Source organism: Agrobacterium sp. 22-226-1, assembly GCF_053522345.1.
In genome coordinates this window covers 368,056-381,059 of the sequence record NZ_JBNWCP010000002.1, presented here as the reverse complement: position 1 = coordinate 381,059, position 13,004 = coordinate 368,056, and the positions used below count along the sequence as shown (strand labels likewise).

The window sequence follows — 13,004 nt, the reverse complement described above, 5'->3', positions numbered from 1 at the left end:
GTAAGCCTTGGGAGCAGCTTTCCCCCACAAGACACCCAATGCGCTGCGAAATCACCTTAAACTTTTGTAATGGCGGCGACAATGACCGTCACTATATCCCTTGCCTTTCAGGAGGCAGACGGTTTCGGTTTATGCCCCAGGCAATGCTTGACCATGTTCCCGTTTCGCCGCTGGTTCCGGCCAAGGAAAAAGCCGCCTCGTTTCCGGGGCGGCTTTGGGATGAACGGCGAAAAGCTTCCGATTAGAAGGCCCGGATGGCGTTGCGGGTCGCAAGCACGTCCTCGGCGACATTGCCCGTCGTTGCCGGTACGGAGCCGACGAGATCCAGGAACTTGTAAAGTTCGGTGGCCTGCGAGTTGGTGACATAGATGATGTCGCGATCCTGCATCGGGAACTTCGTGGCGGCGAAGAAGGTCGACGGATCGCGCAGATTGGCGCGGAAAATGACCGGAACGTCCTGTCCGGGGAACTTCGACGTATTGATGCCGAGCTTCACGAGAAGATCGCGCTTGACGATACGATAGACATAGACCTGAGCCGGGTCGGCACGGGAATCGAGCAGTCCACCCGCTTTGCCGAGTGCATCCGAAAGCTTGAGATCGGCATCCTCGAACTCGAAACGCCCGTTGAGGCCCGAAGCGCCGAAAGCAAGGTAGGTGCGGCGTTCACGCTCCACCATGATCGTGTCGCCCGGAACCACATAGATGTTTTCGGACGGCGTGCTGACGAGGTGGTTATAGTTGACGCGGGCGGTCTTGCCGCGGCGGATCAGCGTGACATAGGACTCGATATTCGGGGCGCTGAGGCCCTTTGCATAGGAGATGACGTCGAGAACCCGATCGCCTGCTTCCGAAAGCTGAACCTTCGTCGGCTCCTTGACATCGCCCAGCACGGAGGCCTGTGCGGAGCGGCTGGAAATCTTGGTGATGAGAACCTGCGGTTCGATGGCGCGGTTGGCGAGCCGTTCCTCGATTTCGCTCTGCACATCCTCGACGTTGCGGCCGGTGGCGCGAATCTTGCCCGCATAGGGAACGCTGATATTGCCTTCCCGGTCCACGGTCTGGTTCGGCAGGCTGATGAAGTTGCCGGGACGGCTGCCCGCGTCGTTCGGAATGAACAGGCCGCCGGCCTGGCTTTCAAAGATCGCGACCTGCACCACGTCGCCGACGCCCATCGGCAGCGCCGGAACGCCGCCCTTGCCGCCGCCGAAACTGCCGAGTAGGGTCGTGGTTGTGGTGTCGCCGACGTAATTGAGGACGGAACTGTTGATGTCGAGCAGCGCGTAGTCGACACCGGCGGTTTTCTGCTTGTCCTTGGAGGCGAATTTCACGGAAGCGTTAGATTCGATCGAGGCTGCATCGGGGCCGGAGGCCGCAGTGACCGTGCAACCCGCCAGTGCTGCAGAGGCAAGCAGAATCGAAACATTCAATAAACGCATTTGGTCCTCGAAATGAATGCCGTCCGAAAAGCAGAAATAATCCGGACATCGTATAAGTTTTTAAAAATAAGCACTTCATAAATTACACCGGTAAAGGAAATCCAAACCGGCATTACATCCGTTCAGCGGAATCGCATCCCGGGATGTTTACGTCCCCTATCAGGCATATGCCCAATTTCAGACGATGCTTCAAGTTCATCATCGCTCAACTGCGCCGAAAAATTCCGGGCGAGGCACGATGTTTGAATCCCCTGATGGTGTCAGTATTGTTGCGCTTCAATATTCAGTTGGATGCCATAATCTCTTTGATTGCTGCATTGCGCTAGTGCAGTTTTGTCACGCTTGCGCGGTTTCTTTTATCGTTAACTGACGCGAAGACTAATCAATTGTTTTGTAAATGTTTTTATGTGCCCGTTATGCCCGCTCAGCCAGTGCGAAATTCACGGTATCCGCAAATTCCCGCACGAAACGCTCGCGTGAGAAGCGAGCGGCATTGTTGATGCAGGCGTTCTTGTCGAAGCGGTCGGAGTTGTCGACGAATTCCTGCACGGCGGCGCAGATCGCCTCCGGTGTCTGCTCACCGAAATAAAGGCCGGTCGGATGGTTGGAGGCGCCGAGCGGAACAACGGTCTCCAGCACGCCGCCCTTGCCATAGGCGATGACCGGTGTGCCAAGCGCCTGGGATTCGACCGGCACGATGCCGAAATCGTCTTCTGCCGCAAAGACGAAGGCCTTGGCCTCGGCCATGTATTTGTGAAGCTCGTCATTGCCGACGAAACCGAGGATTTCGACATTCGGCGTGGCGATTTCGCGGATGCGTTTCATGTCCGGCCCGTCGCCGATGACGACCAGTCGTTTGTCGGGCATCTTTGCAAAGGCCTCCACGATCAGGTGCACCTTCTTGTAGGGCACCAGCCGCGACGCCGTGACGAAATAGTCACCCTTAAGCTCGGACGGGGAAAGATGGGAGGTGTCCACTGGCGGATAGATCACGGTGGAATCGCGGCCATAACACTTGCGCACGCGGTTACGGATGAATTTGGAGTTGACCGTCATCAGGTCGACGCCGTTGGCGGTGCGGATGTCCCACATGCGGATATAGTGAAGAATGGCGCGTGCGATCCATGAGGTGAAGCCGCGCGTCAGTCTGGTTTCCTTAAGATACTGGTGCTGGAGGTCCCAGGCGTAGCGGATGGGGCTATGGATATAGGAGACGTGAAACTGGCCCGGGCCGGTGATGACGCCCTTGGCGACCGCATAGCTCGAGGAAATAACGAGGTCGTAGCCGCTCAGATCGAACTGTTCGATGGCGAGCGGCATTAGCGGCAGATAGGAGCGGTATTTTTTCCGGGCGAAAGGCAGCTTCTGGATGAAGGAGGTGTTGACGGGACGGCCGCCGAGAAAACCCCGGTCGCGCTCGCTCATGAAATCGACAAGGCAGTACAGATCCGCGTGAGGATAAATCTCAAGAAGGTTGTGAAGCACTTTTTCGGCCCCGCCTCTGTCGGTGAGCCAGTCATGCACGATTGCCGTCTTCATAATTTCCTCAATAATTTCAACGTAATAAAAATTAATGTTCCGCCGTGGAATAAAGTTTGGCGGTGTAGAATATCAGGTCTGTCTGCAGCCCTTGAAAACACGGCTGGCGGCGTCAAATAACGTAACGATTAATAAGAATGTGCGGGTATGTCTGTTGTGGCCTAGCGTTAGTCCGCTCTTTAATAGCACTTTGTTCGCAAATGCGAAATATCCAACCTTCTTAATTCCCTTTCTTCCTTTACGGTCAAGCGCCGGTCGTCATTCCCTCTCTCCCAGCCGGAAAAGATGGATATCACGGCACACCACTTTTTTGGCGAAACTCCCGTTTTTTCATTGCTTTAAACGATGCCGCCTTCTTTCGCAAAGACCTGTCTTGCGTTTCCCCGATCATGGAAACCCATCATCGTGCCGCATAGTCATTGACAAGGCGTCTTATCGATATATTCTGTTATAAAGATGCATATAACATAATAATGGAACACATGAAAGCTGGGAGCTTGACCATGAGACGTAAACTTGCATTTCTCGCCACCGCCGCTTTGATGTTGGCGCCTGGTGTAATGATGGCTGCGGAGAAGGGCGGCGTCATCAATGTCGCCACGATCGGCGAGCCGCCGACGCTCGATCCCATGGCGTCTACCGCCGATCTCGTCGGCATCGTTACGCAGCATATTTTCGAAACGCTCTATACTTTCGACAAGGGCTGGAAGGTGACGCCGCTTCTGGCGGAAAGCCTGCCCGAGATCAGTGCGGACGGCAAAACCTATACGATCAAGCTCAGACAGGGCATCAAGTTCCATGACGGCAGCGACATGACGTCTGAAGATGTCGTCGCCTCGCTCGGCCGCTGGATGAAGATCGCCTCGCGCGGCAAGCAGGCAGCTGGCTTTATCGACAATATCTCCGCGCCGGATGCCGGAACGGTAACGATCGCCCTCAAGCAGCCCTATGCGCCGCTCGCCTCGCTGCTCGCCTTCAACAATTCCGCCGCCATCATCCTGCCGGCCGAAAAGCAGGCGGAGCCGATGGCCGAATTCATCGGCACGGGCCCCTATATGCTGAAGGAACGCAAGGCCGACCAATATATCCAGCTCGTCCGTTTCGATGGCTACAAGTCCCGTGATGGCGAAAGCGACGGTTATGGCGGCGCACGCCATCAATATCTCGATGAAATCCGCTTCGTTCCGGTGCCCGATCCGAATACCCGCGTCGAAGCCGCCGTTTCCGGCCAGTATGATTATGTCGATTCCATTCCGGTGGAATCCTTCGACAAGGTGAAGTCGTCGTCTGCCTCGCAGCCTTTGATGCTGAAGCCTTTCGGTTATCCGGTCTTCGTGTTCAACACGAAGGAGGGGCTTTCATCCAAGCTGGAGGTCCGCAAGGCGGTGACCGAAGCGCTGAACATGGAAGACATGCTGGCGGCCGCTTTCGGCAGCACGGATTTCTATGCGCTCGATGGCGCCTATTATCCCGATAATTTCTCCTGGCATTCGGAAGAGGGCGTCGAGGGCAATTATAATCTCGGCAATCCGGAAGCCGCCGCCGAAAAGCTGAAGGCGGCCGGTTACAACGGCGAGCCGCTGCGCATCCTCACCAGCCGCCAGTATGAGTTCCACTACAAGATGGCGCAGGTCGCGGCGGAATATCTGAAGCTTGCCGGTTTCAAGGTGGATATGCAGGTGGTGGACTGGGCGACGCTGACGCAGCGCCGCGCCGACCCCAAGCTCTGGGATATCTACATCACCCACAGCCCCTTCCTGCCGGAGCCGGCGCTGATCGGCGCGCTCTCCACCGGCTCGCCGGGCTGGTGGGATACGCCGGCCCGCAAGGTGGCGGTTGACGCCTTCACCTCGGAAGCCGATCCGGACAAGCGTATCGCGCTCTGGGCCAATGTGCAGAAGACGATCTATGCCGAGCTGCCGCTCATCAAGATCGGCGACTTCAATGCCGTGGCGGCCAGGTCCAACAAGCTTGATGGCGTCGACCCGGCACCATGGCCGTATTTCTGGAACGCTTCGGTTACGAAATAAGGCCGGCACCGCTCGCCGTCACCCCGGCCTTGAGCCGGGGTCCAGCGCGGTCAAGTCCTTGATCGCAAGAGACTCTCTCACCACGCGGACGCGTGGTGGCTGAATGCCGGATCAAGTCCGGCATGACGGAAAAATGCGGTCGGCATTTACGTAAGCCAACTCAACCGTCGCCTGGTCGCGGCCTATCACACGCTTCGGAGCCTTGATACGTGATACGGTATATTTTCCAAAGACTTGCAGGAATGATCGTGGTGATGTTCCTCGTCGTCACCATCGTCTTCGTCATCCTGCGCGTCACTCCCGGAGACCCGGCCGCCGTGATGCTGGGGCCGGATGCCTCGGCGCAAGACATTGCGGAGCTGCGCAGCCGGCTTGGTCTCGATCAGTCGCTTGGCGTGCAATATCTCTATTATATCGGCCAGTTGCTGAAGGGCGATCTCGGCCAGTCGATCTTCCTCAACATGCCGGTTGGATCGGCACTGCTGGACCGGGCGGAGCCGACTTTCTTCCTGACGATCTTTTCGCTGCTGATTGCCAGCGTCATCGCGCTGCCCATCGGCATCTACGCCGCTTACCGGCGCGGTTCCTTCGTGGATCAGGCCGCGACCACCATTGCAATGCTTGCGGCGAGCATTCCAAGCTTCTGGCTCGGCCTCATTCTCATGCAGGTCTTTGCCGTGCGGCTCGATATGTTTCCGGTGTCGGGTTACGGAGGGCCGGGCGCGAGCTTCCTTGAGCGCATGTATCACCTGACCTTGCCGGCGATTGCGCTCGGCCTTGTCTCCTCCGCCCTTATCCTGCGCTTCACACGCGCCTCGATGCTGGATGTTCTCGGCGACGATTATGTCCGAACCGCCAGAGCCAAAGGCGTAAAGGAGCGCCGGGTGGTGATGAAACATGCGCTGAAGAATGCGCTCATCCCCATCCTCACCGTACTTGGTCTCACCGCCGCCGTGCTGATTTCCGGTGCTGTGGTGACGGAAACGGTCTTCGGCCTGCCGGGTGTCGGCAATCTTGTCGTCTCAGCTGTGCTGCGGCGGGATTATCCGGTCATTCAGGGCGCGCTTCTCATCATCGCCGGGCTTTACGTGCTCATCAATTTTGCAATCGACATGCTCTATCTGCTCGTTGATCCGAGGGTTCGTTACTGATGGCCGATATCGTTTCCACCACCCCGCCGGCGCGCAACCCGAGCATCCTGTTCATTCGGCGGCTCTTGAAGCGCAAGACGGTCGCTGCCGGTCTTATCGTGCTGCTCATCTTCGTCCTGCTTGCCGTCTTCGCGCCGATGATAGCGCCTTATTCGCCGTCGAAACTGTCGATTGTGAACCGTCTGAAGCCGCCGAGTGAAATTTACTGGTTCGGCACCGATGAGTTCGGCCGCGACGTGTTTTCGCGCACCATCTATGCCGGAAGGCTGTCGCTTCTGGTCGGGGCCGCCGTGGTGGCGCTTTCGGCGCTGATCGGCATCACACTCGGCCTGCTTGCCGGCTTCTTCCAGAAGCTGGATACGCCGATTGCGCGCCTGATCGATGCGATGATGGCATTTCCGGATATTCTGCTGGCGATTGCTCTGGTGGCGGCACTCGGCCCGTCGCTGACGACTGTCATCATCGCGCTCGCGGTCGTTTATTCGCCGCGCCTCGCCCGCATCGTGCGCGCCTCGACGCTAGTCATCCGTGAGTTGCCCTATGTGGAGGCGGCAAGGGCGCTTGGTATTTCCACCTTCCACATCATGACGCGGCATGTGCTACGCAATCTGGTCTCGCCCATCCTCGTGCAATGCACCTTCCTTTTTGCCAGCGCCATGCTGGCCGAGGCCGGCCTTTCGTTTCTGGGGCTTGGTGTCAGCCCCGAGATACCTACCTGGGGAACCATGATCTCCGCTGGCCGCCAATATATCGGTCAGGCTGACTGGATGACCTATTTCCCCGGCTTTGCCATCATTCTTTCCGTGCTGTCGCTGCAAATGGTCGGCGACGGGCTGCGGGACATGCTCGACCCAAGACTGCGAAGGGATTTGTAATATGTCGTCCGGCGAACAGGCGAAAGCGCCTCTTCAAGCTCCTATTCTTCTCACCAATGTCAAACCTGTCGGTTTCGGAAAGGGGGCGTCCCAGGCCTCGACCGATATTCTGATCGGCGGCGACGGCAAGATCGCCGCGGTAGGCTCTGCCCTGCAGGCGCCTGCGGATGCACATCGTATCGATGCCAAGGGCGCCTTCATCTCGCCCGGCTGGGTGGATTTGCACGTGCATATCTGGCACGGCGGCACCGATATCTCCATCCGCCCCTCCGAATGCGGGGCGGAACGCGGCGTCACGACGCTGGTGGATGCCGGTTCGGCGGGCGAGGCGAATTTCCACGGTTTCCGGGAATATATCATCGAGCCTTCGAGGGAGCGCATCAAGGCCTTCCTCAATCTCGGCTCCATCGGATTGGTGGCCTGCAACCGCGTGCCGGAACTGCGCGACATCAAGGATATCGACCTTGATCGTATCCTCGAATGTTACGCCGAAAACAGCGAGCATATTGTCGGCCTGAAGGTGCGGGCGAGCCATGTCATCACCGGTTCCTGGGGTGTGACGCCGGTCAAGCTCGGCAAGAAGATCGCCAAGATCCTGAAAGTGCCGATGATGGTGCATGTGGGCGAACCGCCGGCACTCTATGACGAGGTGCTGGAAATCCTCGGCCCCGGTGATGTCGTGACCCATTGCTTCAACGGCAAGTCGGGCTCCAGCATCATGGAAGACGAGGACCTGTTCAACCTTGCCGAACGCTGCGCCGGTGAAGGCATCCGGCTGGATATCGGCCATGGTGGCGCCTCCTTCTCCTTCAAGGTGGCGGAAGCGGCGATTGCGCGCGGCCTATTGCCCTTCTCGATTTCCACGGATTTGCATGGCCATTCGATGAATTTCCCGGTGTGGGATCTGGCGACCACCATGTCGAAGCTGCTGTCGGTCGATATGCCCTTCGAAAATGTCGTCGAGGCCGTCACCCGCAATCCGGCCTCCGTCATCCGCCTCGATATGGAAAACCGTCTCGATGTCGGCCAGCGCGCCGATTTCACCATTTTCGATCTCGTGGATTCCGATCTGGAAGCGACCGATTCCAATGGCGATGTGGCGCGTCTGACGCGCCTGTTCGAGCCGCGTTACGCGGTCATCGGGGCGGAAGCGATTGCCGCCAGCCGTTACATTCCAAGGGCGCGCAAGCTGGTGCGTCACAGCCATGGTTATTCCTGGCGCTGAACCCGACTGGAATGGCGGGGGCATGCCCTCCGCCTTCCGCAGACATTACGGGATAGATGTCCCGGCAGTATGAGGAATTCGCGTGAAACAGTCTTCGCTTGATGCAGAAGGGCACCTTTCGCCCTATGACCGGCTCGCTGCGCTCGGCATCTCCCTGCCGCCGCCGCCGCCGCCAATTGCCAATTTCGTCACCCATGTGGTGGAAGGCAACATGCTTTATCTTTCGGGCCAAGGGCCGCGGGAAGAAAATGGCCACCTCTATGCCGGCAAGGTGGGCGCGGAAATCGGGCTGGAAGAGGCCTATAACCATGCGCGTCTCACCGGCATCAACCTGCTTGCCGTCATGCACGAGGCGCTGGGCGATCTGTCGCGGGTGAAGAAGGTGGTGAAGCTGCTTGGCATGGTCAATGCCGTCAGCGATTTCCGCGATCACCCGAGCGTTATCAATGGCTGCTCCGATCTCTTCATCGATGTGTTCGGCGATGCGGGGCAACACGCCCGTTCCGCCGTGGGTTTCGGCTCGCTCCCGGGCAACATCACCGTTGAGATTGAAGCAATCGTCGCGCTCAAAGGGTGAGGCCGTTTAATGGTTGCGCCAGCCCATCAGCTTTTCGATCCGTTCCGCCGAAACCCTGACCTGTTCGGTGTAATGGTTTTCGTCCGCCAGCACCTTCTGTTCCGGCAGCACGATGGAAATCGTCGCAACGCATTCGCCCCTGTTGTCGCAGATCGGCGAGGCGATGCAGGCGACGGCGTAATCGGATTCGGCGACCTGTATCGACAGTCGGTCATGGAAAGCGGCTGCCGCCGATTGCGACAGGGTCTCGGGATTGATTTCCGCACGGCCGGTGGGCGAGGAGCGGGCGCAGCGTCGGAAAAGTTCGAGACGCTCTACCTCCGGCAGATGACCGACGAGCAGGCGGCCGGACGCCGTCCAGTTCAAGGGAACGCGGGTACCGACGCGGGATGCGACCTGAAAATGGCTCGGACCATCGGCCATGGCCAAGACCAGCATATGGTCCCCATCGCGGCCGCAAAGCTGCACGGTCTCGCCCGCATGGCGGCACAGATCGTGCATTTCGTGGGTGGCGACACCCATGAAATCCAGCGAGCGGGCATAGGCAAGGCCATAATGGTAAAGCCGCGCGCCGAGCCAGATATTGCCATCGGCATTGCGCGCCAGCATGTTCTTTTCGACGAGATCGTCGATGATCACATAGACGGTGGAAAGCGGCGCCTTGATGGCCTTGGCAATCGCGTACGCGCCGGCTGGCGATCCGGTTTCGTAAAGATAATCAATAACCTGAAGCGCGCGGTCGATACCGCTGACGCGCGAGCGCTTGGCCGCCTTCGCGTCCGGATTTTCCTCCGTGGGAGACACGGCGGTTGAAGGCATTTCGTCCAGTCTATGGGCGTCCAATTTTGGCTCCTCATGGGTTTTGAGAAGCTATTACATTATTATGGCATATATGTCGATGCCTATCGCATCGCAAAGACAGGAGAAAGACATGACCGAGGATATCAGAAGCAGGATCGGCCTTCGCCCGGTCATCAACGTCTCGGGCACCATGACCTCGCTTGGCGCGTCGATTGTCGTTCCCGAGGCTGTTCAGGCCATGGCGGCCATCCTGCCGCAATTCGTCGAGATCAATGATCTGCAACGCAAGGCAAGCGCGATCATTGCAAGGCTGACGGGCGGCGAGGCCGGTTTCGTCACGGCGTCCTGCTCCTCCGGCATCAGCCTTGCGGTGGCGGGCGCCATTACCGGCAATAATCTGCTGGCCATCGAAAAGCTGCCCGATGTCGCGCCTGAGAAGAACGAAGTGCTGGTGCAGATGGGTCATGTGGTGAGCTATGGCGCGCCGGTGGATCAGGCAATCCGCCTCGGCGGCGGCAAGGTGGTGCTGATCGGGCAGGCGACATCGACCCATCGTTTCCACATGGAAAACGCCATCACCGAAAAGACGGCGGCGGCGGTCTATGTCGTCTCGCACCATGCGGTCGATTACGGCCTGCTGCATCTTTCCGAATTCGTCGAGATTGCCCACGCCAAGGGCGTGCCTGTTATCGTCGATGCGGCGTCCGAATATGATCTGAAGCTGTTTCTGGCGACGGGCGCGGATGTTGTCCTCTATTCCGGCCACAAGTTCCTCGGCGGCCCGACTTCCGGCATCGTCGCGGGAAGTAAGGAACTGGTGCGCAATGCCTTCCTCCAGAATATGGGCATCGGCCGCGGCATGAAGGTTGGCAAGGAAAGCATCTATGGTGTCATGGCGGCGCTGGAAGCTTGGGAAAAACGTGACCATGACGGCATTCGCGAGCGCGAAACCGGCTATCTCAACCTCTGGAAAAAGACGCTGGACGGGCGCCCCGGCGTGACGGCGCTGATCGAGCCCGATCCGACCAATAACCCGCTCGACCGGCTGCGCGTCATCATCGATGCCGAAGAAGCCCATATCACGGCATGGGACCTGACGACGGCGCTCGCCAAAGGCAGCCCGCCGATCATTGTCCGCGACCACGAGGTGGAGCACCGCTATTTCTATCTTGACCCCTGCAACCTGCATCCCGGCCAGGAGACCATCGTGGCTTCCCGTCTGGCGGAAGAACTGGATAAGGCGCGCGCCTCCAACGAGGTGATCGCCACACCGTTCGAAGACCGCAGCCGCCACCGCTTCGACGGCATGCTGCGCTGGCCGGACTGAGTGGAACGAGCGGGTACGGCAGTTTTTCTTCTCCCCGAGGGGAGAAGTCCGCGGCAGCGGGATGAGGGGGCAAGGGTGCGGTCTATCTCAAACTTAGCCCCCTCATCCGACCCTTCGGGCCACCTTCTCCCCCTTGGGGAGAAGAAACTCGCGGCAACTGCCGGCCCAAGCATTGCAACCAGAATAAAGAAAAGGGAACGATCATGACCATGCCGCAGGCAGCACCGCTTAGTGCCGAAGATGCCGTGCTTTCCGTCCGCAATCTCACCACGTCCTTTCACGTGGATGGCGGCTGGAAACCCGTGGTGCGTGATATTTCCTTCGATGTCGGGCCGGGCGAGACGGTTGCGATCGTCGGTGAAAGCGGGTCGGGCAAAAGCGTGACATCGCTTTCCATCATGCGGCTGCTGGACCGCGAAAGCAGCAGGATGCAGGGTGAAATCCTGCTCGGAGGTCGCAACCTGCTCTCGCTTTCCGAAGACGCCATGCGGCGGGTGCGGGGCAATGAGGTGGCGATGATCTTTCAGGAGCCGATGACCAGCCTCAATCCGCTCTTCACCATCGGCGACCAGATTTCCGAAGCCCTGTTGTGTCATCAGCCGATGTCGAAAGCTGATGCACGAGCCGAAACGATCCGCCTGCTGGAAAAGGTCCGCATCCCCTCGGCCGCTTCACGTTTCGATGAATATCCGCACCGCTTTTCCGGCGGCATGCGCCAGCGCGTGATGATCGCCATGGCGCTCGCTTCCCGGCCGAAGCTCCTGATCGCCGACGAGCCGACGACGGCGCTTGATGTGACCATCCAGGGCCAGATTCTCGACCTCATCAAGACGCTTCAGGAAGAGGAAGGCACCTCCGTCCTGTTCATCACCCATGACATGGGCGTGGTGGCCGAAATCGCCGACCGCACGGTCGTCATGTATCGCGGCGAGCAGGTGGAAGTCGGCGCGACGGCCGATATTTTCCATCGCGGCAGACATCCCTATACGCGCGCACTTTTGTCCGCCGTTCCGGTTCTGGGATCGATGAAGGGCGAGGAAAGGCCGCTCCGTTTTTCCATCGTCAACACCACCACGGGGGAAACGCAGGAGCCGGCGCGTCCGGCCGATACCGTCGACGCCGCTGCACAGCCCGTGCTCAAGGTGGAGGGACTGACCAAGCGTTTCGACATTCACTCCGGTCTTCTGGGACGGCTCAGTGGCCGCGTGCACGCGGTGGAAAACGTGTCCTTCGATCTCAGGGCCGGTGAAACATTGTCATTGGTGGGCGAAAGCGGCTGCGGCAAGTCCACTACGGGACGCGCCATCATGCGGCTGATCGAGCCGGATGCCGGTTCGGTCGTGGTCAACGGCGAAAACATTCTCGCCCTCGACAAGACGGGCATGCGGGACATGCGCAAGACGGTTCAGATGATCTTTCAGGACCCCTTCGCCTCGCTCAATCCGCGTATGACGGTGGGTGCGGCGATTGCCGAACCTTTTCTGGAGCACCGCATGGGAAGCGCCCGCGAGGCGAAGGATGTGGTGGCCGACATGCTGGCGAAGGTCGGCCTCTCACCGGACATGGCTTCGCGTTACCCGCATGAATTTTCCGGCGGTCAGCGCCAGCGCATCTGCATTGCCCGCGCGCTCGCCCTCCAGCCCAAGGTGATCGTTGCCGACGAAAGCGTGTCGGCGCTCGATGTTTCCATCAAGGCGCAGGTCATCAACCTGATGCTGGATCTGCAGCAAAGCCTCGATCTTGCCTTCCTGTTCATATCCCATGACATGGCGGTGGTGGAGCGTGTCAGCCACCGGGTGGCGGTGATGTATCTCGGCGAGATCGTCGAAATCGGCCCACGCGCCGCTGTCTTCGACAATCCGCAGCATGACTATACCCGCAAGCTGATGGCGGCCGTGCCGGTGCCGGACCCGGATCGCCGCAACACACGGCGAGGTGCTGCGAATGACGAGCTGAAAAGCCCGATCCGCGCCGTCGATTATGTCGTCAAGCGGCGTGAATATCGCGAGGTTTCGCCCGGCCACCTCGTTGCCTGCTGAAG

The 13,004-nt window shown here is 59.1% G+C and carries 10 protein-coding genes; 7 read left to right on the top strand and 3 right to left on the bottom strand.

Translation table 11 applies throughout. The features are described 5' to 3' along the window. Positions 1–241: 241 nt before the first annotated feature. Together ACQZ5K_RS04710 and ACQZ5K_RS04705 are read right to left on the bottom strand one after the other, a co-directional pair. Positions 242–1,438 (bottom strand): polysaccharide biosynthesis/export family protein, encoded by a 1,197-nt coding sequence (locus ACQZ5K_RS04710; RefSeq protein WP_003519875.1) that lies wholly within the window; start codon positions 1,436–1,438, stop codon positions 242–244. Positions 1,439–1,852: 414 nt separating this feature from the next. After that, positions 1,853–2,977 (bottom strand): glycosyltransferase family 4 protein, encoded by a 1,125-nt coding sequence (locus ACQZ5K_RS04705; protein WP_448739728.1) that lies wholly within the window; start codon positions 2,975–2,977, stop codon positions 1,853–1,855. Positions 2,978–3,480: 503 nt separating this feature from the next. On the opposite strand from ACQZ5K_RS04705, the gene ACQZ5K_RS04700 reads away from it, so the two are divergent. The 5 genes from ACQZ5K_RS04700 (at position 3,481) to ACQZ5K_RS04680 (ending at position 8,835) form a co-directional block, all read left to right on the top strand. Continuing rightward, a complete protein-coding gene (locus ACQZ5K_RS04700; RefSeq protein ID WP_448739727.1) occupies positions 3,481–5,007 on the top strand; it encodes an ABC transporter substrate-binding protein in 1,527 nt (508 codons plus the stop codon). Positions 5,008–5,216: 209 nt separating this feature from the next. Next, positions 5,217–6,158, top strand: coding sequence for an ABC transporter permease (locus ACQZ5K_RS04695; protein ID WP_175422125.1), 942 nt, complete (start codon positions 5,217–5,219; stop codon positions 6,156–6,158). Then, complete coding sequence (locus tag ACQZ5K_RS04690) at positions 6,158–7,033, top strand: ABC transporter permease (protein WP_448739726.1); 876 nt, start codon at positions 6,158–6,160, stop codon at positions 7,031–7,033. The genes ACQZ5K_RS04695 and ACQZ5K_RS04690 overlap by 1 nt, the downstream gene beginning before the upstream one ends. A 1-nt stretch (position 7,034) precedes the next feature. Continuing rightward, on the top strand, positions 7,035–8,258 hold the full coding sequence (locus ACQZ5K_RS04685; RefSeq protein WP_448739725.1) for an amidohydrolase/deacetylase family metallohydrolase: 1,224 nt from the start codon (positions 7,035–7,037) through the stop codon (positions 8,256–8,258). An 82-nt stretch (positions 8,259–8,340) separates the two neighbouring features. Next, on the top strand, positions 8,341–8,835 hold the full coding sequence (locus ACQZ5K_RS04680) for a RidA family protein (protein WP_020011822.1): 495 nt from the start codon (positions 8,341–8,343) through the stop codon (positions 8,833–8,835). A gap of 6 nt (positions 8,836–8,841) precedes the next feature. On the opposite strand, the gene ACQZ5K_RS04675 is transcribed toward ACQZ5K_RS04680, so the two are convergent. Further along, positions 8,842–9,678 (bottom strand): IclR family transcriptional regulator, encoded by an 837-nt coding sequence (locus tag ACQZ5K_RS04675; protein ID WP_175422124.1) that lies wholly within the window; start codon positions 9,676–9,678, stop codon positions 8,842–8,844. Positions 9,679–9,766: 88 nt separating this feature from the next. On the opposite strand from ACQZ5K_RS04675, the gene ACQZ5K_RS04670 reads away from it, so the two are divergent. Next, positions 9,767–10,963, top strand: a complete 1,197-nt coding sequence (locus ACQZ5K_RS04670) for an aminotransferase class V-fold PLP-dependent enzyme (protein ID WP_137004677.1) — start codon at positions 9,767–9,769, stop codon at positions 10,961–10,963. Between the two features lie 203 nt (positions 10,964–11,166). Then, a complete protein-coding gene (locus tag ACQZ5K_RS04665) occupies positions 11,167–13,002 on the top strand; it encodes an ABC transporter ATP-binding protein (RefSeq protein WP_448739724.1) in 1,836 nt (611 codons plus the stop codon). The last annotated feature ends 2 nt before the right edge of the window (positions 13,003–13,004 follow it).

Excerpts from the sequence above, each read along its gene's own strand:
- ACQZ5K_RS04710 (WP_003519875.1), bottom strand. The coding sequence starts at position 1,438 with ATGCGTTTATTGAATGTTTCGATTCTGCTTGCCTCTGCAGCACTGGCG.
- ACQZ5K_RS04690 (WP_448739726.1), top strand. The coding sequence starts at position 6,158 with ATGGCCGATATCGTTTCCACCACCCCGCCGGCGCGCAACCCGAGCATC.
- ACQZ5K_RS04705 (WP_448739728.1), bottom strand. The coding sequence starts at position 2,977 with ATGAAGACGGCAATCGTGCATGACTGGCTCACCGACAGAGGCGGGGCC.
- ACQZ5K_RS04670 (WP_137004677.1), top strand. The coding sequence starts at position 9,767 with ATGACCGAGGATATCAGAAGCAGGATCGGCCTTCGCCCGGTCATCAAC.
- ACQZ5K_RS04700 (WP_448739727.1), top strand. The coding sequence starts at position 3,481 with ATGAGACGTAAACTTGCATTTCTCGCCACCGCCGCTTTGATGTTGGCG.
- ACQZ5K_RS04685 (WP_448739725.1), top strand. The coding sequence starts at position 7,035 with ATGTCGTCCGGCGAACAGGCGAAAGCGCCTCTTCAAGCTCCTATTCTT.
- ACQZ5K_RS04665 (WP_448739724.1), top strand. The coding sequence starts at position 11,167 with ATGACCATGCCGCAGGCAGCACCGCTTAGTGCCGAAGATGCCGTGCTT.